Source organism: Armatimonadota bacterium (assembly GCA_017303935.1).
Lineage (GTDB): Bacteria > Armatimonadota > Fimbriimonadia > Fimbriimonadales > Fimbriimonadaceae > JAFLBD01.
The window spans coordinates 748,719-775,153 of sequence record JAFLBD010000002.1; the positions used below are offsets into that span (position 1 = coordinate 748,719).

A 26,435-nucleotide genomic window follows, 5' to 3' on the forward strand; every position below is an offset into this window, starting at 1 on the left:
GTTGCTGTGGTGCGGAGATCGACGCCAACGTCAAAAAGAACGTGGCGAGTACGGTTATCCAATATGGAACGCCTCTTTGCAATTGCAACAAAGTTGATCTTACCACTAGATTTGCTATAAAAAAGCCCCCATGCCCCTATGGGCATGGGGGCAAGGGAATCGTATCTATTCGTCGGCTAAGCCGAAGTTTGTGACGACGATGTCGTAGTCACTTGAGCCTACTTCGTTGTCTCCATCAACATCGGCGGGAATCGACGATCCCGTCTGACCATAGGCTGTGACAACCGCATCAAAGTCAGACGAACCGACTTCTCCATCCTGATCGATATCTCCGCTGATGAACATCAGTTGAGGCAATTCGACCGGATTGTTGGTGATGAAAACGTCTGGCATGCGACGGGCGAGCCATGCGCCTCCCTTGATCTTGAGTGTGACCTCGCCGCGCGTTACCGGCGAAAAAGCAAACTCTCCGTTGGGCAACATTGAGATGTCGCAGAGGGTCTCAACCAAGGACCCGTTTTGCCACAATTCGATGTTCAGCTTGCGAGTCGAGAAGTCACCGACAAATGTTGGATCGATGACTTGGCTGTATCGAGTTCCCAAGACTGTCAACGTACCAAAAGCGGTGTTCGTGTTATTGGCTTCGGTCCCGTAATAGATGTTGTTGCGGTTCAATCCCGTGTAGAAGCGGTAATTGATTCCGGGCTGCAACGTCACCGTCGTGGAGCCGTTTTGAGTTCCCTCGTCGCTATTGAACTGAGCGATCAAACCACCGTTACTCATCAGATTGACGATGGCGCGGTCCCACCAGACTAGCTTCAAGAGCGATACTTCTGACTTAACTTCGACTTGGATGGGATGATCTACTTGGAAGTACATCCAAGTTTGAGATGCAACAGAACCTCGGTGTGAAACGGTGGCCTGTGCTTCCATCGTGATTCGACTTGGCAAAAACGATGTTCGAATCAGATTGTGAGCGTAGCTGTACCCGTCCCACGAAGCTACGGTAGCAGCATCGTAGTATGACGAGGCTCCCGCAAGAGGCAAATCATAGATGTCTGGAGCAAATCTGGTGGTATCTCCAGGCGCCAGCGAATAGACCGCATAGCGCGTGTATGTGTTTGCCAGTAACAGTGATTGTGGAATGGCAATCCCTTGAGCTGAAAGAGCTGTGAGCATTGCAAAACCGAGCATTCGTTTCATTACTTTCCCCTTGTTTGGCGCGGTAGCAAGTGGTCTGAAATTCCCTGCTTCAGGTTATTTGGAGCTGGGCTTCAACTTGTCGCCCACGTCATTCACCATTATTTTTGCATGTACTTCGAGTTAGATTGCATATCATTTTTGATGAAGTGTTGCCAAAATTGCATCGCATGGTGGACGTCCGAATTCTGCCAAACTAATGGTGTGAAGCCACAAATTGCGTTGCCGATTTTTGCGATTACTCCATTCGCACTTCTTGGTTTGATCACTCCAAATTCTCCGGAAGTGGATCCCGTGGCTACGCTTGCATCAAAGGCTCCCGCGATGAAGTTTGAAAAGGGAACCGGGGTCCTTCGCGGCGTTCTAAAGGCGCTCGATATTCCGATCGAATCGCAAGTTCTGGTGTTCTCAAAGACCAGCCTTCAATCGAGCTTGATCGACCGAAAGAACCCTCGCGCTTTGTATTTCAACGACACAACCTACGTCGGGTTCATCCCAGGCGCGCCGCTGATCGAAATCATGAGCGTCGATCCAGTCAAGGGGGCGCAGTTCTACACGATTCCGAATCGGGTCGCGAATTCCAACAAAATCACCAAGGAAGGCCCGAACTGTTTCCGATGTCATGGTGGGCGTGGTGGAGTGCCTGCAAATCTGTTCGTACAGTCGTCCCACGTACCGGTGAGCGGTTATCCTCGTGTTTTTGGAACCACCGTCGAGGTGGATGCTCGGACACCGATCCAGCAGAGATGGGGCGGTTGGTACGTGACTGGTTCGCATGGCGCGATGCGACATATGGGGAACGAACCTAGCACTGGTACCGATCAAAATCCGAAGATCGATACAGAAAAAGGCGCAAACGTGCTCAACTTGGCGAAGTATTTCGATACGAAAAAGTACCTCTCACCTGGCTCGGACATCGTCGCATTGATGGTGATGGAGCAGCAGATGCACATCCAGAATCTGCTGTCGCAGATCAGTGTCGATTACAAAGATCGGAAGCAAGTCGTTCCGAGCGCGGTTGAACCATTGGTTCGCGCTCTTCTCGGTTCAGGAGAAGCTGTTTTGAGCTCACCGGTGAAAGGCACCACTGCATTCGCAGCGAACTACTCAGCTCGGGGTCCAAAAGACCGCCTGGGTCGATCACTGTACCAGCTCGATCTCACAAAGAGGTTGCAGAAGTATCCGTGCAGTCCACTCATTTATTCGCCGAGCTTCGACGCGATGAATCCGGCCATCAAAGCTGCGGTCTACGAACGCTTGTATCATGTTTTGTCTTCCGAAACGCCGCCTGCCGAATATCGGCACTTGTCTGCGGCGGACCGAGAAGCAATTTTGAAGATCATTATCGAAACCAAGCCTGAGTTCACTGGGTTCTTGACCGAGAAATAACATCCCGTTAACCCAAGCTAGGGGTGTGCCATAGTAAGTTCATGGAAATGCGCCCGTTGGTCACCACGATCGTTGCCACCGAAGCCGCCGTTAACATGTTGTTTGATTCGGCCAAGCGGATGCCCGAAGACAAGCTCGTTTGGAGTCCTTTGGAACAAGGTCGCACGGCGTTGGATCAACTGCAAGAGTGCGCTACAGCTCCTGATTTCTACTTGCGCTATCTCGACCCCAATTACACGCCGCTCTACAACTCGTACGAAGAAGCCTCAGCCGCGAGAAAGAACTTCTTGACACTAGCTACGTGCGAACAGGAGTGCGAGCGTCTGACCGGACAGCTCATCGATGCAATTCGCGCCATCACACCAGATCGATTGGGCGAAATGCACACCATGATGTGGGGCGAGCAAATGTCCATCGCCGGCATCGCAGGGCTGCATTATTGGAACCTGGTTTATCACCTCGGCCAAATCAATTACATTCAAACTTTGTACGGCGACAGGAATATGTTCTAACCGAAGTTCGGTGAACAACCGAAACTTCAAGAAGTGCGGCGAGATTGGCAGGCCCGGTCGTCGTATGATATTGAAGGACAAATTCCCCCTATGAAAGTCTCAAGTAACTGGTCGTCAATGAGAAGGACTTCGCCTGGCACAATCGGCCTTGTGATTTCGATTCTAGTGGCTTGGGTCGGGCACTGGGCAACGCAAGGGAAGTTTTTGATGTCGTTTGCCTTCGCTGGGTTCGACAAACCGTGGACGGTTTTGACCTATCCGTGGGCATACGCCACAAGCGGCGCAAGCTTTCTCTTCATGCTTCTTGGGTTGCTATGGTTTTTCTTTATCGGATCGGCTTTGGAGCGAGAAGTCGGTACCAAGTGGCTTTTAGGACTCTTTGCGATCATAACAGTTGTTGCGGCACTGTTTCAAGGCATCGGAGCGATGGCACTCAACACGGTACCGTTTGATGCTAGTCCATTCGTACCAGTGGCGATTTTGACAGTGATGTGGGGCGCGCGAAATCCCAAATCCTTGATCATGTTGTACGGAGTCATCCCGCTTTCTGGAACGTTGATGGCCGTCCTCTCGGGGCTGAGCATCTTCTTTACCAAAGGTGACCAGAACCTATTGTATGGTCTCTTTGCAGCTCTTCCAGCTCTTCTTGCCTGGTTTTATGCCCAAGGCAAGCTCGGATTACCATATCCATCTGGCGCAAGAGTTGCTGGGATGAGTTCGGGCAAAGAAAAGAAGCGCGAGCAAGCCGAATTCAACAAGTACATCGACAATGTGCGGGAGCGGGAGAGCGAGCGTGCCGAAAGAGAAAAGCTCCGCGAGTTGTTTGAACGAAGCCTGATTCAAGACCCCGACGACAACACCAAGAATGGCTGAACCAAACTCTGTTTGGACCGTAGATCGCCTGGCTCCTGGCACTTGCTTGTTCTGGGAAGGTGACCATTTTGACGAACTTTCGAACCCGATAGAAATTCGATCATGTAGCAAGATCGAGGACGTGCGGCAACTGCTCGAATGGGCCGAATCAGGTTCAAGCGCTGGTTACGTCGCTTACGAGGCGGCTCCTGCGTTCGACTCTGCCCTCACTGGCTTTCCGCCAAGTGGAGAATTGGCTTGGTTCGCACGGTACGAGGGCTCGAGGTCGTTTTCCAGCATCGCACCCACTCAGTTCTGCAGTATCTCCGATCTTGAACTTGCACTAACACGCGAGCAGTATCACGCAAAGTTCAACGAGATCAAGCGCAGGATTCGGGACGGAGATACCTATCAAGTCAATCTGACCTTTCGGGTTCGTGCCCGCGCCGAGAACCTAGATTGGATCGCCTGGCTGTTGTGCGACCAGCCCGCAGAATACGGCGCGATCATCCACACCGGCAAACGGCTGATTGTCTCATTGTCTCCCGAGCTGTTCTTTCAGAAGTCCGGCGACTTCATTCAATGCAAGCCGATGAAAGGGACCCGGCCAATTTCCAGTGACCCTGAAGAGCTTCGCCAGAATCCAAAAGATCGCGCAGAGAACTTGATGATCGTTGACATGATCCGCAACGATCTCGGTCACCTCTGCAAGCCAGGAAGCATCGATGTGTCGGCTCTTTTCGAGGTCCAGGCGCATCGCACCGTCTGGCAAATGACTTCCACGGTGACGGGAACTTTGGAACGCCCCGGAGTCTTTGATGCGCTGTTTCCATGCGCCTCGGTGGTTGGCGCACCGAAGGTGATCACTTCGGCGCATATTACGGATTTGGAAGAGTCACCCCGAGGTGCCTATTGTGGAGCGATCGGCCGATTCTTTGACTCGGACAACGCTCGGTTTTCAGTGGGGATTCGAACGCTTACGATCGACCCAGAGACATTGGATTTTGAGTACGGAATCGGGAGCGGCGTGGTCTGGGATAGCTCCGCCGATGATGAGTTTGATGAATGCTTGGTCAAGCTACAAGCGCTCAAACAACCTGAACTTGGACTAATCGAAACGTTGTACTGGTGCCCAGAATCGGGTTATCGCAACTTGGATCGGCACATGGCTCGCCTTGCTCGCTCGGCGGATGAACTCGGACTTGCGTGCACTAACGAGGTTCCGGAAGTGGCGGCGAATACTCCCCAGCGCGTGAGATGGTTGCTGGATCGAGCGGGGCAGATCTCTGTGAACTGCATCGAATACTTATCACCAACTCAACCTATGGGATTTGTGTTGGACTCTGTGCCTGTTTGTTCAAACGACTTTCGTCTGAAGCACAAAACCACCGCGCGCTCGATTTACGATAATGCAGAAATGCGACACGGAAACGGAATGGCGGTGCTGCTACAGAACGAACGAGGCGAGCTCACAGAGTTCACGCGCGCCAACCTGATGGTCGAGATTGGTGGGAAACGCTTGACTCCTCCGCCGAGTAGTGGATTGCTGCCTGGGATTCAGCGCGAGATCGAACTGGAAAGCGGATGCGAGGAGAAGATACTATTTCCGACTGACCTGAGCCGTGCAGAACGGGTCTGGTACCTCAGCTCACTTCATGGCCGAATTGAAGTTACCAAAAACCAACCAGTAGTCTGATACGCTTTGGTACGCATCAGACATTGATTGATATTGGACAATTCTTTAGGCGCGCTTGCGGCGTCGAAGAAGTGCCAGCGCACCTAGACCAAGAGCAATGAAAGAACTGGGTTCAGGAGCGACAACCACTGCGACCGAGCGCGGGTCATTCAGAATCCCTGTGCCAAAGGTCTGCAAAGTCAGCCCTTCACTATAGAGGATTCGCGATATTCTGCCTTGTCCAGCAGATACCGTGCCCGTGTAGTAACCGATGTCGCCGTGTCCAAAACCAACGCCATTAATGGCAGTGTAGGTTGCGTAGGTAGAGGTCGAAATCGGATTCGCAGGATTAGCAGCGACCAGTCCGCTCAGATTGATGCGTGAAACAGAAATCGCTCCGGCAGCCAGCATCCTCGAACCTGAAATTGCAATTTGGCGCTGACCACTTACTGAAGATGCTGCGACCGGACTCGCCATAGTGAAAGCGGTCGTGCCTGATCCAGGCAAGTAGGTGTAGACCTTGTTTCCCTCAACAGTCCAGATCTTCCCATTGTCATCTACAGCTGTTCCTCTTGGGGAGCTAGCACCATTGAATTGATAGCTGTTCAAGATCGAGCCAGAAGTGCTGTAAGCGTCTACAATGGAACCTGAAATCCCTAGGTACAAAACGTTGTTGCGAAAAGCGATTTGAGGATAGACGTAGGAATATGGAGCTGAAAAACTGCTCAGATATTCGCCTGTATTGTAGTTGAAAGTCCAAACACGGGCAAGAGCATTCGTCGATCCGTCTCCAGATACCGCGTCGACAACAAACGCGCGACCCGTAGCTTGGTCGATGCACATTCCGATTGGATTCTGTACATATCCGCCACCAAACGAACCCAAATACAGGCCTGTATTCCCATCAAAGCGATGGACGGATTGGGTGCCGCGGTCTGCAACCATCACGAGCTCAAAACTGGCGTGAGCCAATCCAGCAGTCGCCAACAAACTCAGAGCAAGAACAAATCGCATACGCCAACAGTATAAGTGAATTTTCGACAAATAATTGACAATTTTTGCTAGTTTTTGATCGGAGACGCGCCGTTTGCAAGCTGCAACCTGTCTTGAAGTCGGCGACTTGTCGCCGTGAGCCCAGGAGCCCACATTCCAAAATCTGCACTGATTGCCTCGGAGGCCTAAAACACATTGCTGTGCCATTCTCGACAAAAAACGGAATCAGACTCCGCCAATTTAATTGTCCGAACAAGAACCACCTCCAGTCTAAATGTGGGCATTTCATTGTCGACTGGCATCCACTTCAGGCGGGAATGCCATATACTAACTAGCATGAAGTTGGTTTCCAATCTATTCGTTGGCTTGTCTTTGATCGGGCTCCCGGTGCTTTCTGCGGCATCATTTGACCTCGCCCTGGTTAGTGATTCAGGCACCGACAGTATTCAGCGCTTCGACCCCATCAGCGGGACCTATCTCGGAAGCTTTGGCGGCGGAATCCTCGTCGATCCAAAGGGCGTCGTCGTGAACCAAGCCCAAAACCGGGCCTTTGTTCTGGACGCGACGGCTCGCATTTCCATCTGGGACTATAACACTGGAGAGTTCATTTCGTCGTTCAACTTAAACGGTACTGCAACCTACATGAACTCGAACAGTGATGGCACGCTGAACATCGCGCTCGCTGATCGAGTCCGCCGCATTACCCAGGGCGGCGCATTCCTGGCCGAATACATCCGCAATGGCACATATGGCGTGCAACAAGGCATCATGGGAGGCGACGGCTTCTTTTATATGAGCACCAGATCTGGTGATAGTGTTCGCCTGGAGAGGTTCGCTTCGTCGGGAACGTTTGTTGGTTTCCAATCTTGGGCAGCCGATCGTGTTCTGTCTGTACCACTCGCTGGTGCACCCAATAGCGGAAACTACAACGCGATCAACGCTTATGAATTCAGCGGTGCGAGCACCATCGAATATGATCTTCACAATTCTGGTGCGACAGTCACGACATTTGTCAATAACACGGTATTCGCAAATCCATCGGGCATCGCGCTCGGTCACGGCGGAATGACCTTCATCATTGGCAAAATCCGAGCGACGCCAACGATCGGTGGAATATTGCGGTTTGATCGAACTACCGGAGTAACGGGCTCGATTATTGGTCAATCTACTCTTCAAATTCCGACTGGAATCGCAACCGTCATTGCTCCTGAACCAGGCACTATAATCGCGCTCGGCGTTGGAATCGGTGCGTTATTGCGCCGACGAAAGAAGTCGGCATAGACAGGCGCATTAATCAGAACAGGAAAGTAGTCCGCACCTGACTATCGGTTTTGGCGCAGACTACTTTCTATAGTCAATCAAGATGAACGATTCTCGATTTCCTGAATGGCTTGGGTGCTAACCTCAATATCCGCCCTTGCGGCGCGCAAACTTTCCATCGGATCGGAAAATCCGCTTCCCATTCTTGCGGCAGAGTTCTTTTGGATCGATTGATCCAGTAAGCGCAGCTCGTTTAAGAGCGGTTCTGCCCACGAGACTGCTTGAACCTGTGAAGGATGAGAACCCAGTGCTGCTTCAAAAAGCATCGATAGCGATTCTTCGATCGCTCTTACCGTTGTGTCAGAAGCCATTGAGCGCGGTGCCATTGCGACATCCGCATGCCGCATGTAGATACAGCTCGCCTCGTCCAAGATGTTTTCAAACTGTTCCGATAGCTGACGCTCACCCAAAAAGATGTTTCCAAAGCTTGCATACCGCTTCGTAAACTTTGCGATGAGATCGCGAAGATGTCGCCTCGAACGCGAACTTGCACGGTACAAACGAAAAAACGTAATCCAGGCCCCCGCAGCAAGCAGAAGAGTAAATGCCGTACCCAGAATCAACGAATTACTGTTTGCTCCAGAAATCCATGCCCCAAAAACACTCAACCCGCCAAATGTTGCGATGCATGCGGGTATCGCACAAGATAGGATGAAAAGATTGTAGGCAGGCTGGCGTCCGGCCTCAGCATCCATCAAGGCTTCTAAATGTACAAGCTCCCTTTGACGTACGATCCCAGTAACGTTTCGACAAGCTCGAATCCAAGACAGCGCAGCCATTTAGAATCCGTACGTTCGGCAGCTCGTCGCGGTTGCAATTCCGCTTGCACTGCGAGCGATCCGGTAGGGGGTGCTCAGTCATTTTCGAGATGCGTCGGCGTTTCGCGGCCATTGCTCGGAATCAGCTTTCTCTAAGGAAATTCAATTTCTTGCAACATTTTTGTTGCTCTGGATTATCCTGAAACTGCTCTGGGTAATCCTAGAACCGCTCAGTGATAAATAAATTCTTCTCTGGGTAATCCCAAAATGCCTCTGGCTTATCCCAGAACTGCTCAGGAAAAAGTTTTTCCTTCTCTGGCTAAATATTCTTTAGCTCCATGATAAGCCAGCATCGCTGGATGCCTCCAGAAATAGCTACTCGTTACAGTACGCGTTCAAACCTAAGCACCGGGCCGTCGTCTGGCTCGATCACTTCTCCCAGCAGCTCAAATCCGTTCTTCAGCAGGATCTTTTGGCTGGCAATCCCATCTTTCAGCGTGTGCGCCCGCACAACCCTTGCGCCATGATCTCCGGCATATCGCACCAATGCCGCGCAAACCGCCGTGCCGATCCCTTTGCCCCAATGCTCCACCGCGACCCCGTATCCCACCTCAACCGTTCCGTCTAATGGAATCGTCTTGAATCCTCCCGAACCTAAAATCACGCGGGACTCAGGTTTAAACGCAACCAGCCCGATCCAATCCTCTCTTCCGCCCAAAGATTCAAAATAGGAGGGAACCACTTCGCTGGGCATTAAAGCCCCTTCCGCCGCCGAAAGCGCAACGGCATCCAAAAACGCCTTCTCCGACTCAACATGCCGCTCAATATCGGCATGCGTGAGAACATGAAACTCAAGGTTTGTGTGTGGAGTCATTAAGCTAAGAGTATGGTCGGAGACGAGCGTACAAGTAGAAGAGCGATACTGAAGTGAAATCAATCGCCCATAAATTCCGTCCACAATCTAACGGCCTTGAACACGCCCCAATATCCTTCTCTAGACAAGGGTCATCCCGATGGTTACGATTAAGCGAATTTTTCCCATATTAATATCTGCCTTGGTACTTGCGACAAAGGTAAATTCGGCGATATACGCAGTACGAAGCGAGAAGAAGCTATATGAAGTTGAGTTCTATCGTTACGAACAAAACTCTAAACCCGTGCAAATCGGAGTTACAAAAATCCGATACGTGGGACCCCGTGACAACATCTTCGTGAGTCCTACTTTGAGCCGAGTACTTGTCGTAATTTCAAACTCTGATAGCCATAAAAACTATCTCGATTGGTATGAACCCAAGTCGAGATGGTCTAGCCGCATTGAACTATCTGAGGAACTAATTGATGCGAAGATAGTGAACGGAATTGTGTACGGGCTCTTTGGAGATATAGTTGACCAGCTCAAAGTCGTTCGGTTAGGGCGCGATGGTTTGGAAAACATAATAGCGTCAACCATCAACGGGGACTTTGAAGGACTAGAACACTTTCCCGAGCCAGCGATCCACCAAGAATGCGAGGAAAGAAACTCGCCGGACGTCGCTCTCTATGAGCAGTCAGGTCTAACGCCAAGTTGGATTCATGTCTTTGGAGCTGGTCGATTGGGTACGCCGCTTGGAAACTGCCTTGACATGAACAACTACGCGTACGTCAAGCAAACGACAACCGATGGTTATGGCCGGATAATCATAGTCCGTGAAAAGAATTCAGCTGTTGAAGTACTTGCAAAGAATATCGTCCGCATGGCACTATCGAAGGAAGAATTGACTGTACAAACCGACGAGGAACTAATTTTCTTCGACACGAAGGGTTCGGTTCTTGCAAGAATCCCTAACGGCATTCTATGCGCATCTCTCGAATAGCAACATGTTGGACGACAAGCGATTTTACTTAGTATGGGTCATCGCTCAGATCATTTTGGTAGCAGCACTTGCAATCGGTGACTATCAAAGAAGCGGCAATTGGAGCGGATTCGGATTTGCAGTTCTTTATGGCTTAATTCTTGGCGTATTCCTCTCTTTCCTAATCGCCTATATCGACTGGTCTGGGAGAAACACTCGCGGCAAACCTCCCCATTGGTGATTTTGCAGTCGCCAAAGCTCAGTAAGTGCTCGCTATGAAGACGTGTGGCGTCAAAGTCGGTGTGATATCATTGAGAAGGAGACCGCTTTGGAAGATTACGCAGCTGCTTTTCGAGAGCAACTCATTGAGGAGTTGAAGGCCATACTTTTGACTTCGTTTAGAGAGCACGTCATCGATGAGCCCTGCTTTATTGATACGCTCCCGGATCTGGAAACACCCTACATCGATGCTCTTAAAGAGGAGATTGGTGGCAAGAGTTGGACACAAGTCCGAGTATTTTGGGATGCAGACCTGAGGTGGGGTCTTTGGTATCTCACGGAGCGGGGACAATTACGGCTTCTGCCTTGGTTAATCCTTCGCCAAACGGACCTGCTAGATACCGATACAGAGTACGATACAATTCGAGATTCGATATCGCGACTCAGTCTCAAGTCATGCAATATGATTACGACTCCGCAATTGAGGACGATTCAAAAGTGCTATGAGGTGTTACGTGAACGTGCCAGACCATTTGCGGTAGAGGTCTATGAAGCTGAAGAACATGTTGATTTGTGTAGCGAGCAAATTGGGTATATCGATTGTATTTTGCACGAGCGGTGGATGCGCCAAAGGTAGAAGTAGATGAGCGCGTTTGAGATAGGCGCAGATATTGTCGCTAATGAAGAATCTACGATACAGAGCGCCTGGTGGAACCGATTGATCCATCGCCTGATGCTATCCCAAACAAACATATGAACAATCTTCGAACTTCGATAGTTGTCTTGTGTATTGTCCTTTGTGGAGGATGTAATAATGCCGCCACCAATTCACTTTCCTTTAAGAAGAAAGCAACCATAGTGGGCGGATATTCGGGCGGGGAGACCACCGAAAGAGTCACGAAGGATCTTGGTGCACCAAATTCAAAACTCAAAGACGGAGTAAAACAGGTATGGGGATACACGAATCCTGCCAATAGATTTGATGATATTGCAATCGGCTTTAGGGATGGAAAGCTTGCTTCCTTTACGATTAACGACAGCGGAAAGGTAACAATCCGCAATTTCAGAAAAAAGTAAATGGAGCAAAAATATGCTGCAATCTAAAATTCTCCGAATCGTTCTGCGCTATGCCAGCATATTGTTTGTAATCTGGGTTGCGGGCGCAGCAATCTACTATAGAGCCAAAAGTGGGCTGACAGAAGATGCGATCGTATGCCTAACTAGCTATATGTCAGATTCTATGACCAACAGTTCGGAAGAAATTTTCGGATCGCGAGCATCGCGACTTCGTGATGTAGAGAACTATTCCGTTTCTAAAGTTGATGTATTCGTGATCATACCTTCTGCAAATTTCAAACTTCGTGTGCATCGTCGTGGTAAGTGGTACGAAGAAACGCTTCGATGGGAAGGGGGGCACATTGTCCCTCCAAAAGAATCTTACTAATGACGCAACAGGCGTCGACATTGAATGCGATCTGCGCCCCCTTCACCAAGTCGACACTAGCGAGGCTTCTATAGCGGCTTAATCTAGATCCCTTCAGCCGAGCGGAGGGCGGTGATGCGATCTGGCCCGCAGGAAAGCTTCTTGGCGAGGGGGCTTTTGGGTTCGACCACCCGCCAAAACGGCGTGACTTCGCCCGGATTTGAACCCGCAGCCATCTGTTCCAGGGCGACCTCGGCCACAATCCGCAAAAAGATTCCAGTGGTCAGCGGGCATGTGGCGTCGGCCTTGTGCGCTCTCGCCAGATCGGCCCGCAGTTCGGCGACGCTCAGCGATTTCCCTGCCGGGATCGCCTGAACCCGCGATTGAATCTCGCGAGGGGTCGAAATGAGCAACCGTGTGCCCGGGGGCATGCCCATTCCCGCCTTTTCGGTGACCTCGACGACCGGCTCCGCGCGCGAATTCAGCTTCTCGACCCAGGTTTTCTTGGCCATGAATCAAGGTTAGCACGGCGGCAATTTTCTGTCAATGTTGCGCGCTTTGATGAATCAGAGTTCTAGGGTGTGGCGCCACCGCCAGGACTGGTATTGACCGGCAACTTCAGGGAGATTCGCCCGAGAATCAAGCTGCGCAATCGGCGAGAAAAATTGGAAATGCTCGGGTTTGATATGGTGCCTCGGCGAGTCGATATCGTAACGCGGCGGTTACACATTGTATGCCCGCAATGCAATGTGTACGGAGAGAATAAACTATTGAAAACGGCGCAAAAACACATGAAATCGCTCCAATACAATTTTTTATTAGAGCAATTCGAATGAATATTGAAAATATTCGATATAAAATCGGAGCAATTTCATATGAAAACGGAGCGATTTCACATCAAAACGCCGCGATTACACATCAAATCGGAGCGATTTCATATCAAAACGGAGCGATTTCACTAAATATTTTGAATATTCAATAGGTTCATTTGAACCTATTTTTGTGCGCCAGGGTGGCGTCAGGTTCTCCCGCCACCCCACCGACCCACCCGCCTCCTATTGCCGGAGAATACAGCCATTCAAAATCTGCACAAGTCACGAGCCCAGCAAAGGTACTCTCGGGACAATGAGCAAATGGAAGTCGTTTGGATTGCACGTGATTTACTTCTGTTGCGCTTATGCCGCGGGTCGAATTTAGAGGACCGACGGTATGCGCGTGAATTACTACTCTCGGCCAGAAACGACTATAGCAAACTCATTCTTCTCCTACTGCAAAAGGTAGTCTCACCAAGAATCGCACAAATGAACACGGTACAAATGGCAATCGCATTGTCGCTCATTTCGAGTGGGCCAATCAATTTCCTCGAGACGGAGCAGGATCTCGTTCCAATGTGGGCATGTGTGAAAAACGGGCGACCGCAATGGAGCGTATCCCGAAACCCAGCTCGTGATATCGTAGTTAACCAGAAGTTGAATCTATACGTTCTCCCTGGATTGGCAGAACTTACATTGTCCCGAGATGGTCGAAAACTCAAAACGATACAGCTGTGTCGAGACGAAGATCCTGCCTACGTCTACTTCCTCGGCGACTACCTGTTTTTCTCGGTAAACCACATCCGGCTGAGCGGAGGATTCTACGGCTCTTCCGAAAAGGACGTAATTCAGTCGAAGCTAGACGGTGAGTTAGTGGTCGAGTATGATGCCAAGTCTCACAAGATTCTCGAGTCTCGTTCTCTGTGGAAACATGGACTCCCTGTGGCGAGAATGGATGGATACACGTACAGTATGGTATTTGCGAATCCGAGCCGAGCCCTTTCTCAAATCTATCACAAGCGAAATGTCACCGTTGGAATCAATTTGGTTAAAATTAAGGATTCGAATAGAAGGACTATCGTCGTCGGCAGTGTTGCGGGTGGGAAATCGCAGATATTTGCAGATCTACTCTTAAACACGCCTGGAACTCCGTCAGTACGATTCAGCTCGGAAGGAGTTCATATTGCATTTGCAAAGCGGAATTCAATAGTAACATTCTTTGCAAATTGAAAACCGTAGGTGGGGAGAATGATAAAGAAAAAGCGGTATCTGATTACTTTCATAATTGTGGTGGGACTCGGCTGGATGTTGAACACCAATGTCGAGCATGAACGGACATTCGCATTCACATTGATTGACTCGGTGCCCGTGAACTCATCAATCGAACCTGTAGCGGTTCTTGCCAAGCATGAGAGAATCGAAATTAGTTCAATGTACGTTTGGCGTAAGGCGGCGCCTGAAGCTAAAAAAGTAATTGAGTCACCATTTGGACGGTTTACGTCCGAAGATGTTGGCGAATTTGAAATCGGCAAAGTAGGTAAATCGTTCACTGGCCGTATTGAATTGTGGATACAAAGAAACTACTTTATGAAACCCGTAATCGTTTGGTTTGACTTCGTCAACGGAACTTTGTGGAGAAAAGGTTGGGGATACGGTCCAGGGTAACAATCGAAAATGCCCCCATTTTGTCGAATGCAGGCCGTAAATCTGAGTTAAGTTCCGATACTGGACATTAAGTTTGATTTGAAACGTGAAGGTGTTGCAGTTTAAGGGCGGGGAGTTCACCCAAATGGTCCAATTCCATTCAAGTGCCAGTGTTGATCACCAATGAAGCAAAGAATAGCTAAGAAAACAATTTCCTGTCGATCTGTAGGAGCTTCAGTTGGCTCTTAATTCTTTGTATTCTGTACACCTCGAAAATGGCGTTATGTTGAGATTCAACGCGAAGCGTTAGTGCCCCGCCTCCTATTGCCGAAGAATCTTCTCCATATTCTTGCCTTTTGCCAGCTCGTCAATGAGCTTATCCAGATACCGCGCCTGTTGCGTCAGGGGGTTGGTGATGAGCTCGACGCGATACCCACAAATCACCCCCGTGATCAGGTGGGCGTTCGGGTTCAGGTTCGCGCCTGCGAAGAATTCTTCGAAGGTTGTGTCCTGGTTTAGGTGCTGTTGCAGGGCCGCCTCGTCGTATCCGGTCAGCCATTCGATCACCTGGTGCAGCTCGGCCACGGTCCGGCCCTTCGATTCCACCTTGGCCACATAGTGCGGATAAACCGATCGAAAGATCAGTTTGGCGATCTTGGCGTCGTGGTGCGAAGTGTCTTGCATGAATGCTTTTCCCCGGATTCGAGCCGAAAGGCTACCCGATTGATGCTGGGCGGGAGGGAGTAGAATCGGAAGATGCTCGGCCGGCTTTTTGGGAAGAAATCGCATGTGGTGATCGCGACAATCAACGCGCGAATATTGCCGATGACGCGCGGCGAATTCATCGAGGACCCTTTGGACGAGCTGCTGCGCGAGGCAAAATTGGGCAAGGTTCAAGGGGCGGGGACGGCTCTTTCGGACGCGGGAGACGCGGTCACGCATGTGGACATCGAGATTCGATTGAAAGATTCGGGCGAGCCAGTGCTGAATGTGCTGCTCGAGATGCTCAACGATCTTTGCGTCCCAAAAGGCTCGTTTTTGACGCTTCCAGACGGGCGGAAAGTGCCGGTTGGGCAGGCTGAAGGGCTCGAAATCAAGTTCGAAACTGCGGAATTGGCGGACGCTTTTGCACAGCGACTCATGGAAGGGGACGATGCGCCGCATCACTACGGCGATTTTGGAACCGCGGGCTTATCGCTCAATCTTTATGGCCCGAGTTTCGCTGAGATGGAGACCGCCTGCCGCTCGAAATTGCAGGATGAAGCGGTGACGATCACCCAAATCGCCTGAGAGGTGGTCTTTAAGATGATTTTCGCAGCCGAACAAGGATTTTCGTCATTTATTGGTGGAAATCTGAGGAGAGGGCGTGACGCGCGACCGATACAGGCAGTTGACTCGGTTTGTAATCACCGTGGACCTAACGGCATAATGGCCGTTATATTTTGAATGCGGAGCAAATGGGCACCTAAAGAAGCATGGCATTGGGTGCCCACATGAAGTTGCCTGGACCAGTTATCACTTTTCGACTGCAATGGATTTTTCGGATTCTGTGCTTTTCAGCATCTTTTGGCGTGCTTTCCGCAACTTCGTTGCGGTTTCCTTTGCTCGTTCGCCTTCAATAACTTCGCGCCGAAAGATCTCGTTGGAGAGCAAATTTGTGATCTGGTCAGAACTTACTTTTACATCGGGAAACAGTTTCTTCATTTCTCTCTTTATCACTGATGCAATCGGTTCTGTTAATGCGACTTGGGCGATCATGAACTTATTAAGAACCAGTGAGTGTTGGTGGAAAGCCGACATCGCGTCGGTAGAAATTCCCTCTCGGCAGAAAATGTACAATTTCTGCACATCCTCCTCGGAACGCGCATTGGCCGACGTGAAATCGAAAGTAGAGACTTCCTCAAAATCGACTGGCTGGCCAAATTTGATCTTATAGAGTCGCCATTCGACCGCGTTTGTCAAGACGATCCATTCGACGCCTTGGTTTGCACCATAATTCACAACTTGCCGGAGGTGAGACTCGTTTAAAGTGGTACCGGCAGACTTGACTTCAACCAGAATTTTGACTTTGCCTGATATCTTTATTGCGAGGTCGCAAAACGTTCCTCTGATTTGATGCTCACTTGTCAATTCATCGTACTTATCGTAACCAAAGACGTCGGCGAGGATGTCTTTGACTAGGGTGACCGTATCGGCCTCCATAACGTCCTTCTTGCGTTGACTGACGCCGATTGACTGATAAGCTTTGAGCTTGCTAGCGATTCGATCTGTAACCTTCTTAGGAATCTTTTGCATCACCCTAAGCTTATCATTTTTGAGCCACTTTTGATTGGATTAACGCGACGCCCCAATGCGGCACATGCCCCAAGATGCCGTATACCGTTCCAAGCCACAGCGACCAAACATCTGCCGCAATCCGGTAGATCACCGGCCGGGGTTTTATCCCTACATTTGGTGCCATTTCCTGACTTGGCATCGGCTTCGCTGCTGAATCCACGTCCGCTCAAGATACCGACGGAACCAACGCCCCGTTTCATTTTGGGAATTATTTGCGCACCGAGCTGCCGGTCATTCTGCTTCTACGCGCCAGCTTAAAGCAAAGAAACCTCGGCAGCAATCGCGAGAAAGCCGCCGAGGTTCCGAGTATGGGGTGATTAGTTTTCGAACTTAAAGGTCTTTCCGCCAAGAGCCTTGAGATCGGCCTTTTGCTTATCGGTAAGAATCTTGCCAATTTCGGCGTCAAGCTCCTTTTCCGCCTTTTCACGAGCGGCGCGTGCGGCGGCACGATCGGTGTCCTGGCCAGTGTTTCCGCCACCGTTTCGGCCCGTGCGTTGCTTTTCTCGAAGAGCAGCGATCTTGCTCTTTTGTTCTTCGGTTAGCTCCAACTTAGCCGCAACCTTTGGATCGAGTACAGCGCGATTGCCGGCGTGTTGAATCACGAGTTCTGCAAGCCGTGCTTCTTGCTTATCGTCCAAAATTTCAGCAATCTTCTTAGCAGCGTCTGCTTGGTTGGTGCGATTCGCGCCTTGCTCGCCTTCGCCTTGACCTTTCTGGCCACCCTGTCCGCGTTGGGGAAGGAGTTCCGCGAGCTTAGACTTTTGATCTGCAGTGAGGTTGAGCTCGGTTTGGACGCTTGGCATTGCCAAAAGTCGGACGGCGTCATTACTGCCATCTTGCTTCTGATTTTGTCCACCGCGCTGGCCTTGACCGCCGCCTCCGCCTTGTCCACGTTGTCCGCCGCCGCTTTGTTGAGCAAACGCCAATGATGAGATTGCGACAAGCGCAATGATGATTGTCAGTGTCTTTTTCATGTTGATTCCTGGGTTCAGTCGTTGCCGCCATTTGGTCGGCTGATGTCGAGATCGGGCTTAGTCGTCCATCGCGGTTTCCACCCCGGTTTTTCGATTCGGGCCCGGAAAATCACCGTGTTATCTAGCGCAAGGTCCTTGCTCCAGATGAACTTAGCTTCCGAAAAATCGAAATCGTAAAAAGTCTTTTTGGGTCCGACTTCTTGCTCGCTGAATTCGGTGGCGTTGCTCCAGCTTGAGTCATCGAAGTTGGTGGCGAACCAATCTTTGGGGATCGGATTTCGGGACACTTTTGGATTGCTCATGTTGCCCTCGATGGGGCCGGAAAAGAAACACTTTGCCTTCCAGCTAGCATTGGATACGGTCCCGTCGGCAAACTTGAGAATGAAGCCACCATCGCCGATATTTGTTCCGTATTCGCACCCTGTCTTCGGGTCGGCGTTATCCATCGCCATCACCGCGATGGTCATTGGGTATTCAGGCAAGATGTCCAGCGTGACGACGTTATGCGGCAGGAAGTCGATCGGGTCGATCGCCACCTGCTTGCCGTTGATGTAGAGAACAAACCAATTGTCGGCGTAGATGCTCGCCTTGATCGTGTCCGTTAGGTCCGGTTTGATAACGCGTTCTTGGCGTTGCACTTGGCCCAAGACGATTGCCGCTAGACCAGCTATGGCGAAAGATGTCAAAGCGATCGATTTCATAACACTCGCTCCATGAACCAGAAGCATCCGATCATGCCGAGACCGACGGATGCAGAAAGCGCGATCTGCCTCGCACGTTGCTTATCGGCCTTTGCTAATGCGAGAAGCAACAAGGCGGTCGGGACGAGAATGAGGAATTGGCCGAATTCGATCCCGAGGCTGAAGTAGAAGACGCTTTTGAGTAGTTGGGCGTCCTGCAAGCCGAGATCGGTGAGCCCACCCGCAAATCCAAACCCGTGGATCAAACCAAACACGAAGGCGATTGCGATTCTTGGACGGATGCTCGGGATTTCGTCTTGATTGACGCGTCGAATGCCTTCGATGGCTAAGGCCACGATCGAGAGTGCGATGAGCGGTTCGATAAAGCGTGGATTGGCTCGCACCCAACCTGCGGATGCGGCGAACAAGATGACCGAGTGAGCGATAGTAAAGGCAGTGAGGACTTTCAGAATCGACTTGAATCCGCCTCCGAGTAAAGCCAACCCCACGATAAACAAGATGTGATCTAGCCCGGAGAGGATGTGCTGTACCCCTGTGCCAAACATCCCGAAAGTAGATGGCAGAGTTTTTTCGCTTTCTAGCAAAGTCTCGGATTGCAGTTTGCCGTTTTCGTATTTAGCGATGACCGTTCGCGCGTCAGGTGTAGATTGGTCGAATCGATCCAACGAGAGCTCCTGCCCAGGAGATAGAACTGCGGACCATGTCAACAGGTCCGCTTGGCTATTGATGTTGATGCTGGCGGGGAAGTTTGTACCGAGCTTTAATCGCTCCCGAACTGCCATATCCAGCGCGGGGGCGGATGGTTGATCGGACAAACTGGATGTCTGGACAAACCGACTGAGCGGCGTGGTGAGTTCGAGCGTGGATTTGCCACGCCCCTGGTCCATCTTGATCAGGGTGAGGTCCAAGTCATGCGCCGCGGCGAACCGGACCACTAGGACGAACAAGACAAAGATGGCCGACCGAATCACTTGGCGTTGATCTCCAATTTGTCGACAATTTTTCTGTTATCGGATCCAGCAAGCGACTTTACATATTCGAGCGTGGCCGCTTTAGAGTTGACGGTCACCCGGATGTGGCCAGAACTCCCCAAGATCGTTCCTGACTTGTAGCCGTATTTCTCGGCGCTTCCGATCGCGTTGTCTCTTGGCTGGCCGGGTTGCGGCACTTCGAGATACACGATGCCATCCTTTTCTTGGCGGACATAGAGATGATCATGTCCGTGGAACATCGCGGTGACGCCGTACTTCAACATCAGGGCGTGGATTGGTTCTGCCCAGCCCTTTCGTTTTTCGGGGAATTCCTGCTTGTTGCCCCATTCGAATCGATCTGCAGCTTCGACGCCACCACGGGCTTCTGCACCGCCAAATCCACCAACGAGATGGTGAATAAACACGAACTTGAACTTAGATTTCGATTCCTTGAGCGTTTTCTCGAACCAGTCGAACTGGTCTTTGCCGAGGGTCCAGTTCCAGCCGTCTTCATCGCCTCGAGTTTTGCGAGTTGTCGCGACAAACGGATCGAGAATGATGAAGGTCGCGTCGCCCCAATTCCACGCGTACCAAAGACCTTGCTTCGGTGCGCCTGAGTAAAACTCGCTGGGATGAATCACCGGGAAGTTGGCTTCTCGTTGTTCACGCGACCATTTGGCCATATCGCTTCCATCTCGGCCAGGCCATCCCACTTCGCCATCGTGGTTTCCAAGGCAGAGAAAAACTGCCATTTGTGATCCGAGCTTAGAGAACCAATATCTTTGCGCGATGTACTGCTTTGCCGAATCCTTGTAGTTGGGATACTTGTCCACCATGAAGGTGTCGCCAAGATCAACAAGAAAGTCCGGTTTGTCTTTGACGATGTTGCCGAGGGTGCGCTCAAACACCTTGAGATCGGTGTTGCCGTCTAGGTGGCTATCGGCTTGGATGGCGAATGAGAATTCCTGGCCTGCCTTCCGGGCGGTAGTGAAGCGACCGTCTACCTTCGCTGCACCTTGGGTCAGCGTGTAGGTGTAAGTCGTTCCTGGCTTGAGGTTCTTGACCGGAACCTCAACGGGCTTCCCACTCGGCAAGCTGATATTCGGCGATGGTATGACTTTGCTCCCTTCGCGAATCACCAGACTTGGCGTAGGCTCGCTCTTTCCTCGAATGCTCAGAATGATGCTGTTTCCAGTCGGTACTCCTGCGATGACATCCAGGTCAATGGTCGGAACTTCGACTCGATAAACTGGTGGAGGGCCACCTTGTCGTTGCTCACCTTCTTGTCGGCTTTGATAAGCGAAGGCAGTGATCGAACCGACTCCAAGCAGGATCGCGGAAAGGGCAAGTGTTCTCAAGCCTCTAACTCCGAACCTGAGAGCTTTCCATCGCTGTTTTTGTCCTGCTTGTCAAACATTCGAAGCATCGTATCGATGGTCTCAGCTTCTGTAATCTTCCCGTCGCTGTTCTGATCGAGTTCTTTGGCATGGACTTTCATGAATCCGCCGACTTCATTGCGTACGGTACGCAGGTTTGGCAAATCCTCGACTTTGATTGAGTCTGCATCGCCTGCATATCCGGCAAATGCTTCTTTGCATTGCGCTGTGACTTCTGCTTTGGTGACTTCACCGTCTTTGTTCGTGTCGAGACCCTTGGCATGGTCAACGAACCAAGGCTTGCGTGGACCGGGAGGAGGTCCCAATTCGCCACCTAGACCCTTGCCGCCATCGCCGCGTCCGCCAGGATCTTTCGGGCCTTGTCCACCGCCGCCACCACCGCGTTCTGGTCTGCCTTTGTAGGTTTCGGAACGAACCTTTCCGTCAGGATCGACGAAGTCAAATTTCACGCTTCCATCCACGTTGATCTGATAGTTGACCTTGCTGGTCTTGCCATCAATCGTGTAAGTCAACGAATAGCTCTTGCCAATCTCGATCGTCTTGAAGCCAGTGATTTTTGCCCCACGCAGCGGAGATGTAGCTTCTCGAGGACTCGTCGCTCTTGGCTGCGGATCGACTTGGCCGCCCTTTTCAACGACTTCGCCATGGAATCCACCGTTCAGGTACGGATAAGAATTTGTCGCGTGGTAGTGGTATCCCAGTTTTGCTGTTGTATGACCATTGAATGAATCCAGGTCCTTCGGTGCCGTTCCGTCAGGCTCGGTTAGACCATAAATCGGATACCCGTCCAAGGCATAGGCCACGGGAAGAGTCTTGCCAAGCTTTTCCTGCAAGATGAGAGGAACGATGTGATAGTGGTAATCATCCCCCCTGCCGCTATGTCCGCCCCACTTATCGAGTTCGCCCGCCAAAAAGGTGTCCGTCCGTCCATCGTTCTTGATCGGATTAAAGATCGGAATTCCATTGGCTGCAATCGCAATCGCACCACGGAAGAAGTTGGTTTTCGCGCTCATCGGCTCCTTTGCGGGAACTGGGAATAGCGGGAATTGCCAGGCATTCGTACCTGTGTACTTCTGGGGAAGCGGCACTTGCTGCTGCCATGCAGTGATGCCCGTCATCATCTCGTGGTCGGGTAATCCGTTCGATTCGACATAAAAGTTCTTTTCATCAGAGCGGGTCTTTACGTTTGGTGCGAATTTGGCGAACGACTTTTCCACTTCCGTGGCCTTTGATTTCGCAGTCTGAGCAAACATTGCTCCGGCGACGCCAGAGGCAACGAATAACGCCATGACTAAAGTTGGAAATGAGTTGAACTTGATCACTTTGAGGCTCCTTTTGGATTGATGGAATAGCTGTGGGCAATTTCGCCGTGCTTATGCCCTTCTTTCTCTGCTGCGGGCTCATACGCCCGGACGTAGTCGACCTTGGTTTGGCTCGGGCCAACTGTCACACGGACGAGACCGGCACCAGGGACTTTCTCCCCGCTGCGATAGGCATCGCCGTTGATGAGGCTATTGGTTGGATCGGCGGGGCATGGGCACGACTGATAAATCACGCCGTCCAATTCTTGCTTGCAATAAATATGGTCATGGCCCTGGAAGAAAATGCTGACCCCTGCCTTCACAAACAGTTGGTGGATCGGCATGTCCCAGCCCGGACGTTTGGTTTTGAAAGCATCTCCGCCTCGGGGGTCTTTTCCGCCCCATTCGAAGAGTGTCGCGTTCTCAACGCCACCGCGGCCCGTACCGTTCACGTGGTGCGCAAATACGAACTTGTATTTGGACTTACTTTCGAGCAGAGTCTTGGTGAGCCATTTGTATTGCTGCTCGCCCAAGGTGATGTCCCAAAGGTTTCGGTTTGCCTTTCCGCCACCTTCTGAACCGGGTCCTTTACCGACGGAATTGTCTACTGCCGAAGCAGAATGCCAGTAGGGATCGATGGTCACGAAAAGAGCATCGCCCCAGGTCCAGGCAAAGTAGTTCCGCAACAAACCAATATGCTCGACAGGTTCTGAGTTGCCCGAATAGAATCCGTCCGGCGCGGGCTGTGCAAAGTTTCGATTTCGAGCGTTTTGCGCCCAGACCCCAAGGCTGTTCGCGGTCCCGTCGAGGTTGGCCTTCGCCGCTTGCTCGTGGTTTCCATTCACCAAGAAAATAGAAGCAGAATGTCCAACCAGCCCGAGGTAAGGGACCTGCTTTGTATACACGCCTTCAACGGTTTGCTTGGTCCGCTCTCGCAGAGTATCCACGCTAAAGTCGTCACCCAGGCAGATGTAAAAGTCTGGATTTTGCGCTGCAGCCGTCAATAGAATTCGTTCGTAAAGAGACGGAATATGCATCTTTGGAACGCGCTCCGGGTGTGAATCTCCCTGAACGAAGAACATGAACTGTTCTCCTGGTTTCCTCTGAGTTTGAACCTGATAGGTTGGACTCGTTGCCGCTTCAGATTGCCCAGACTTCTTAAAGCTGAGTCGATAGGAATACTTGGTGCTAGGTTTGAGCCCGGTGAGCTTTGTCCGGAACGGAACGCCGCTTTTGAGGGTGAGAGGTTGTGACTTTTGTTCAAACGGACTGCTGGCGGTACCGTATTCGATCGTTGCTTCCGCGTCGCTCTTGAAGTGAATTGTAAATTCCACGGACGATCCGGTCACGTTGCCCTGGATGATCGAACCTTCGGCCCAAGCTTTCGTAGGCAGGGGGTAATCCCGAGAGCGTCCAGGATTCTGACCGCCACGACGCTCTTGGCCCTTCTGCTGAACCGTAGCTTGAACAAGCACTCCGCCAGAAACCAATAGCGCGAGGCCCAAAAGACTCAATTTCTCCATCATGTGTAGAGGACGGGTCAGCCGGTTTGTAGTTCAGAAAGGTAAGAAAACTCTAACCCACCGAACGCGCCATCCACCAATCCGTCAACATATCTAAGTGAGGATTCTGGTTGTAGAGGATGATATTAGCGTTGGGCAGTCATTGGCAGCGGCATTAATTGCGGATGGATTTGACGTCGAAGTCTCTACGACCGGGCCCCAAGGTCTCCATTTTGCCAAATCGAATCACTACGACTTGATCCTCCTCGACATGATGTTGCCTGGGCAAGATGGGCTTTCGATCTGTCGGGAACTGCGCCAAGGCGACAACACCGTTCCGATCATCTTTTTAACGGCGCGTGGAGAATTGCGGCACAAAGTCGCTGGCCTGGATGCGGGCGCAGATGATTACCTTGCCAAGCCATTTGAGGTGGCAGAACTCCTGGCACGAGTTCGGGCCAACTTGCGCAGAACTTCGGCACCGGCGACTATTCTCAAGCTCGGCCCGATCAAGTTGGATCAGCTAGAAAGAACGGTTTTCGTCGACCAAGCCCGCGTAGAGCTTTCGCCAACGGAATTTGCGCTGCTCGAACAGTTGATGCTTGGGCGGGGTCGGACCGTCACCCGCACGAGCATCATGCAAAAGGTCTGGAAGCAGGACTTTTACGACGACAAAGTGATCGATGTTTACGTGAGTGGCTTGCGAAAGAAGCTCGGACAAAGCGGCAAGTTGATCTTGACCGATAGGGGAGTGGGGCACCGGATTCAAGGGAGCACGAGCACATGATGAAATCTTTGCGGGCCAAGATGACACTTTTGGTGCTCATCCTTGGAGTGCCGTTCCTCATCGCTTCGGTCCAGGGCCTCCTCTTTGCAACCGAGCAGAACAGTCTGCAAGAACGCAAGTCGGTCGCCAAGCGGGCGATCAATCGCCTCTCCAGGGATCTTCAAGGTTCAAATCCTCTATCTAGAGTTGCAGAAATCTACGACCAAAGTGGATTGGACACGCTTGGTGCCGGTGCCACGTTGTTGGACCGGTCCGGTGCAGTGCTGTGGCAATCTCCGCACCGCGCTCCAGACGCTGAGAAAAGAGGGGCGCAACAGCAGATTCTGGACGAAGGAGTTCTGCTCTACGTGATGCCAGAACAGCACTCCTCCAACGATCTCAGAATGCTTGCGTTTGCTATCACAGGGTTGGGATTAGTGGTTTACGGTGTGGGAGCCTGGGTGCTTGTGGGCGCGACGTTGAGACCCATCTCGAAGCTTGTCAACAGAGTCCAGAGCGCAAAGGAAGACCCCAATCTTGTCGTTACTCCGCCTTCAACCGATCGAGAAGTGGTCAGCCTTGTGCAGACACTAAATGCCTTGATCCATGAACTCAGACTCGAGAGCGAGGACCGCATCAACAGCTACGCCACTCTCTCACATGAACTTCGGACGCCGATCCACTCGCTCCTATTGAAACTCGACCTTGCGCTTGGAAGCGAGCAAAGTAGGGAAGAGATGGAAGCCACCTTGATCGAGGTCCAGCGGCAAGTCTATCGGCTCAAGAACCTTAGTGAAGCGGTATTGACTCTACAAGGGCTGTCTCAATCTTCGGCGCAGTCGGCACGCGAGCCTTTGAGCGTCGTTCCGATCCTCGGCGAAATTTCCGCGGACCTCCAACCCTTGATGGAACTCAAAGGGATCACGCTCAACGTTCAGGTGGATGATGATGTTCAGGTCGACTCCCCCCGGGAACACTTAGTGCTTTTGCTGCGAAATCTGCTCGAAAACTCGGTGAAACACTCCCCAAACGGATCGATCGTTGCGGTTGCTAGTTCGCGGATGGAAGATGGAGTCGAGCTGTGCTTCAAGAATCCTGCTAGCGGCGAAACTCATCTCGCTGGGAATGGTCTAGGGCTGCGCATCTGCCGCGAAGTCGCCCGCACCAATGGCTGGCACCTCGAAACCAACGAATCTGATGGCGCCTTCTTCGCCAAAGTCCGGTTCTGATTGATCAATTTTTTGCGAAACGGCGTGAGGTGATCGATTACCCTGGGGAAATACAGTATTACCTTAAATCAGCTGAGGTTATACGATACCTGGCAAGAATGTTGCTGAACAAGCTATTAAATAATTTCTGTTCCTCCATTCGCGTCTGCTCATACTCCAAAAGAATCTTTGTCAGTTCCAGAGCCGGGTTCTTGAGAATGGCATCACCTTCGGCTATGAGAATGAGGTACGCAAGCAATGCAATTTCACTAGCATCCGGCTTCAAATCCTCACCAAGCAATTCCCGGACGCGCGGCACCAAGATCGGTCTAAGATGTTTGCTAACGATTGCTGCATTCAATAGCCCATTTGCATACTCAAGTCGGAGTTCTGGGTTGGACTCACGTTCTTTGAGGTTTCTTAAGGATTCCAGGTGGTTCTGGATTTCCTCCATCGTCGAGCGCTTCTCGTGAATCGCATTGACTAGCCCCATTGCAAACTGAAGTTGGAGTTCTGGGTTGGACTCCCGTCCTTTGAGGTTTCTTAAGGATTCCAGGTGGTTCTGAATTTCCTCCATTTTCGAGCACTTGTCGTGAATCGCATTGACTAGCCCCATTGCATACTGAAGTTGGAGTTCTGGGTTGGACTC

26 protein-coding genes are annotated in these 26,435 nt (G+C 51.3%); 12 read left to right on the forward strand and 14 right to left on the reverse strand.

The genetic code is table 11. From position 1 onward, the window contains the following. Positions 1-165: 165 nt before the first annotated feature. On the reverse strand, positions 166-1,203 hold the full coding sequence (locus tag J0L72_08140) for a hypothetical protein (GenBank protein MBN8690746.1): 1,038 nt from the start codon (positions 1,201-1,203) through the stop codon (positions 166-168). 201 nt (positions 1,204-1,404) lie between these two features. Here J0L72_08140 and J0L72_08145 point away from each other — a divergent pair, with 201 nt between their 5' ends. The 4 genes from J0L72_08145 to J0L72_08160 all read left to right on the forward strand — a co-directional run bounded on the left by J0L72_08145 (position 1,405) and on the right by J0L72_08160 (position 5,649). Next, positions 1,405-2,589 (forward strand): hypothetical protein, encoded by a 1,185-nt coding sequence (locus J0L72_08145; protein MBN8690747.1) that lies wholly within the window; start codon positions 1,405-1,407, stop codon positions 2,587-2,589. A gap of 41 nt (positions 2,590-2,630) precedes the next feature. After that, entirely contained in the window at positions 2,631-3,101 is a 471-nt protein-coding gene (locus J0L72_08150) for a DinB family protein (protein MBN8690748.1), read from the forward strand. 90 nt (positions 3,102-3,191) lie between these two features. Beyond that, a complete protein-coding gene (locus J0L72_08155) occupies positions 3,192-3,974 on the forward strand; it encodes a hypothetical protein (protein ID MBN8690749.1) in 783 nt (260 codons plus the stop codon). Further along, on the forward strand, positions 3,967-5,649 hold the full coding sequence (locus J0L72_08160; protein MBN8690750.1) for a chorismate-binding protein: 1,683 nt from the start codon (positions 3,967-3,969) through the stop codon (positions 5,647-5,649). The genes J0L72_08155 and J0L72_08160 overlap by 8 nt, the downstream gene beginning before the upstream one ends. Before the next feature lie 45 nt (positions 5,650-5,694). Here J0L72_08160 and J0L72_08165 read toward each other — a convergent pair whose 3' ends face one another. Continuing rightward, positions 5,695-6,642: a PEP-CTERM sorting domain-containing protein gene (locus tag J0L72_08165; protein ID MBN8690751.1), complete on the reverse strand. Its 948-nt coding sequence runs from the start codon at positions 6,640-6,642 to the stop codon at positions 5,695-5,697. Positions 6,643-6,957: 315 nt separating this feature from the next. Here J0L72_08165 and J0L72_08170 point away from each other — a divergent pair, with 315 nt between their 5' ends. After that, the gene (locus J0L72_08170) at positions 6,958-7,902 is read left to right on the forward strand and encodes a PEP-CTERM sorting domain-containing protein (protein ID MBN8690752.1); all 945 of its coding nucleotides are present in this window, start codon (positions 6,958-6,960) and stop codon (positions 7,900-7,902) included. A gap of 77 nt (positions 7,903-7,979) precedes the next feature. Here the strand turns inward: J0L72_08170 and J0L72_08175 are convergent, their stop codons facing one another. Together J0L72_08175 and J0L72_08180 are read right to left on the reverse strand one after the other, a co-directional pair. Next, positions 7,980-8,720: a hypothetical protein gene (locus J0L72_08175; GenBank protein ID MBN8690753.1), complete on the reverse strand. Its 741-nt coding sequence runs from the start codon at positions 8,718-8,720 to the stop codon at positions 7,980-7,982. Positions 8,721-9,081: 361 nt separating this feature from the next. Next, complete coding sequence (locus tag J0L72_08180) at positions 9,082-9,573, reverse strand: GNAT family N-acetyltransferase (protein ID MBN8690754.1); 492 nt, start codon at positions 9,571-9,573, stop codon at positions 9,082-9,084. A gap of 475 nt (positions 9,574-10,048) precedes the next feature. Between J0L72_08180 and J0L72_08185 the strand changes: the two genes are divergently transcribed. After that, entirely contained in the window at positions 10,049-10,552 is a 504-nt protein-coding gene (locus tag J0L72_08185; protein ID MBN8690755.1) for a hypothetical protein, read from the forward strand. Between the two features lie 951 nt (positions 10,553-11,503). Continuing rightward, the gene (locus J0L72_08190) at positions 11,504-11,827 is read left to right on the forward strand and encodes a hypothetical protein (GenBank protein ID MBN8690756.1); all 324 of its coding nucleotides are present in this window, start codon (positions 11,504-11,506) and stop codon (positions 11,825-11,827) included. Positions 11,828-12,277: 450 nt separating this feature from the next. On the opposite strand, the gene J0L72_08195 is transcribed toward J0L72_08190, so the two are convergent. Continuing rightward, complete coding sequence (locus tag J0L72_08195) at positions 12,278-12,685, reverse strand: hypothetical protein (GenBank protein MBN8690757.1); 408 nt, start codon at positions 12,683-12,685, stop codon at positions 12,278-12,280. Positions 12,686-13,474: 789 nt separating this feature from the next. On the opposite strand from J0L72_08195, the gene J0L72_08200 reads away from it, so the two are divergent. Together J0L72_08200 and J0L72_08205 are read left to right on the forward strand one after the other, a co-directional pair. After that, on the forward strand, positions 13,475-14,215 hold the full coding sequence (locus tag J0L72_08200) for a hypothetical protein (protein MBN8690758.1): 741 nt from the start codon (positions 13,475-13,477) through the stop codon (positions 14,213-14,215). A gap of 18 nt (positions 14,216-14,233) precedes the next feature. Next, a complete protein-coding gene (locus J0L72_08205; GenBank protein MBN8690759.1) occupies positions 14,234-14,650 on the forward strand; it encodes a hypothetical protein in 417 nt (138 codons plus the stop codon). Between the two features lie 300 nt (positions 14,651-14,950). Here the strand turns inward: J0L72_08205 and J0L72_08210 are convergent, their stop codons facing one another. Then, a complete protein-coding gene (locus tag J0L72_08210; protein MBN8690760.1) occupies positions 14,951-15,313 on the reverse strand; it encodes a DUF2200 domain-containing protein in 363 nt (120 codons plus the stop codon). A gap of 72 nt (positions 15,314-15,385) precedes the next feature. Here J0L72_08210 and J0L72_08215 point away from each other — a divergent pair, with 72 nt between their 5' ends. Beyond that, entirely contained in the window at positions 15,386-15,919 is a 534-nt protein-coding gene (locus J0L72_08215) for a hypothetical protein (protein ID MBN8690761.1), read from the forward strand. A 225-nt stretch (positions 15,920-16,144) separates the two neighbouring features. Here J0L72_08215 and J0L72_08220 read toward each other — a convergent pair whose 3' ends face one another. The 7 genes from J0L72_08220 to J0L72_08250 all read right to left on the reverse strand — a co-directional run bounded on the left by J0L72_08220 (position 16,145) and on the right by J0L72_08250 (position 23,824). Next, on the reverse strand, positions 16,145-16,924 hold the full coding sequence (locus J0L72_08220; GenBank protein MBN8690762.1) for a type I restriction enzyme HsdR N-terminal domain-containing protein: 780 nt from the start codon (positions 16,922-16,924) through the stop codon (positions 16,145-16,147). Positions 16,925-17,283: 359 nt separating this feature from the next. Then, positions 17,284-17,940 (reverse strand): hypothetical protein, encoded by a 657-nt coding sequence (locus tag J0L72_08225; protein MBN8690763.1) that lies wholly within the window; start codon positions 17,938-17,940, stop codon positions 17,284-17,286. A 14-nt stretch (positions 17,941-17,954) separates the two neighbouring features. After that, positions 17,955-18,641: a hypothetical protein gene (locus J0L72_08230; GenBank protein ID MBN8690764.1), complete on the reverse strand. Its 687-nt coding sequence runs from the start codon at positions 18,639-18,641 to the stop codon at positions 17,955-17,957. Next, positions 18,638-19,612, reverse strand: coding sequence for a HupE/UreJ family protein (locus J0L72_08235; GenBank protein ID MBN8690765.1), 975 nt, complete (start codon positions 19,610-19,612; stop codon positions 18,638-18,640). Before J0L72_08235 ends, J0L72_08230 begins: the two co-directional genes overlap by 4 nt. Then, positions 19,609-20,970 carry a metallophosphoesterase gene (locus J0L72_08240; GenBank protein MBN8690766.1) on the reverse strand — a complete coding sequence of 454 codons (1,362 nt, stop codon included), beginning with the start codon at positions 20,968-20,970 and terminating at the stop codon, positions 19,609-19,611. The genes J0L72_08235 and J0L72_08240 overlap by 4 nt, the downstream gene beginning before the upstream one ends. Further along, a complete protein-coding gene (locus J0L72_08245) occupies positions 20,967-22,298 on the reverse strand; it encodes a YHYH protein (protein ID MBN8690767.1) in 1,332 nt (443 codons plus the stop codon). The genes J0L72_08240 and J0L72_08245 overlap by 4 nt, the downstream gene beginning before the upstream one ends. A 29-nt stretch (positions 22,299-22,327) precedes the next feature. After that, complete coding sequence (locus J0L72_08250; GenBank protein ID MBN8690768.1) at positions 22,328-23,824, reverse strand: metallophosphoesterase family protein; 1,497 nt, start codon at positions 23,822-23,824, stop codon at positions 22,328-22,330. Positions 23,825-23,930: 106 nt separating this feature from the next. Between J0L72_08250 and J0L72_08255 the strand changes: the two genes are divergently transcribed. Continuing rightward, positions 23,931-24,599, forward strand: a complete 669-nt coding sequence (locus J0L72_08255; GenBank protein ID MBN8690769.1) for a response regulator transcription factor — start codon at positions 23,931-23,933, stop codon at positions 24,597-24,599. Continuing rightward, positions 24,596-25,807, forward strand: a complete 1,212-nt coding sequence (locus J0L72_08260) for a HAMP domain-containing histidine kinase (protein MBN8690770.1) — start codon at positions 24,596-24,598, stop codon at positions 25,805-25,807. The genes J0L72_08255 and J0L72_08260 overlap by 4 nt, the downstream gene beginning before the upstream one ends. Positions 25,808-25,865: 58 nt before the next feature. Here J0L72_08260 and J0L72_08265 read toward each other — a convergent pair. Further along, a partial coding sequence (locus J0L72_08265; GenBank protein ID MBN8690771.1) for a hypothetical protein occupies positions 25,866-26,435 on the reverse strand: 570 nt, incomplete at its 5' end.

Bases quoted from the DNA above. Each gene is read 5' to 3' on its own strand.
- J0L72_08140 (MBN8690746.1), bottom strand. From the start codon at position 1,203: ATGAAACGAATGCTCGGTTTTGCAATGCTCACAGCTCTTTCAGCTCAA.
- J0L72_08150 (MBN8690748.1), top strand. From the start codon at position 2,631: ATGGAAATGCGCCCGTTGGTCACCACGATCGTTGCCACCGAAGCCGCC.
- J0L72_08155 (MBN8690749.1), top strand. From the start codon at position 3,192: ATGAAAGTCTCAAGTAACTGGTCGTCAATGAGAAGGACTTCGCCTGGC.
- J0L72_08160 (MBN8690750.1), top strand. From the start codon at position 3,967: ATGGCTGAACCAAACTCTGTTTGGACCGTAGATCGCCTGGCTCCTGGC.
- J0L72_08165 (MBN8690751.1), bottom strand. From the start codon at position 6,642: ATGCGATTTGTTCTTGCTCTGAGTTTGTTGGCGACTGCTGGATTGGCT.
- J0L72_08170 (MBN8690752.1), top strand. From the start codon at position 6,958: ATGAAGTTGGTTTCCAATCTATTCGTTGGCTTGTCTTTGATCGGGCTC.
- J0L72_08175 (MBN8690753.1), bottom strand. From the start codon at position 8,720: ATGGCTGCGCTGTCTTGGATTCGAGCTTGTCGAAACGTTACTGGGATC.
- J0L72_08180 (MBN8690754.1), bottom strand. From the start codon at position 9,573: ATGACTCCACACACAAACCTTGAGTTTCATGTTCTCACGCATGCCGAT.
- J0L72_08190 (MBN8690756.1), top strand. From the start codon at position 11,504: ATGAACAATCTTCGAACTTCGATAGTTGTCTTGTGTATTGTCCTTTGT.
- J0L72_08195 (MBN8690757.1), bottom strand. From the start codon at position 12,685: ATGGCCAAGAAAACCTGGGTCGAGAAGCTGAATTCGCGCGCGGAGCCG.
- J0L72_08200 (MBN8690758.1), top strand. From the start codon at position 13,475: ATGAACACGGTACAAATGGCAATCGCATTGTCGCTCATTTCGAGTGGG.
- J0L72_08205 (MBN8690759.1), top strand. From the start codon at position 14,234: ATGATAAAGAAAAAGCGGTATCTGATTACTTTCATAATTGTGGTGGGA.
- J0L72_08210 (MBN8690760.1), bottom strand. From the start codon at position 15,313: ATGCAAGACACTTCGCACCACGACGCCAAGATCGCCAAACTGATCTTT.
- J0L72_08215 (MBN8690761.1), top strand. From the start codon at position 15,386: ATGCTCGGCCGGCTTTTTGGGAAGAAATCGCATGTGGTGATCGCGACA.
- J0L72_08220 (MBN8690762.1), bottom strand. From the start codon at position 16,924: ATGCAAAAGATTCCTAAGAAGGTTACAGATCGAATCGCTAGCAAGCTC.
- J0L72_08225 (MBN8690763.1), bottom strand. From the start codon at position 17,940: ATGAAAAAGACACTGACAATCATCATTGCGCTTGTCGCAATCTCATCA.
- J0L72_08230 (MBN8690764.1), bottom strand. From the start codon at position 18,641: ATGAAATCGATCGCTTTGACATCTTTCGCCATAGCTGGTCTAGCGGCA.
- J0L72_08245 (MBN8690767.1), bottom strand. From the start codon at position 22,298: ATGGCGTTATTCGTTGCCTCTGGCGTCGCCGGAGCAATGTTTGCTCAG.
- J0L72_08260 (MBN8690770.1), top strand. From the start codon at position 24,596: ATGATGAAATCTTTGCGGGCCAAGATGACACTTTTGGTGCTCATCCTT.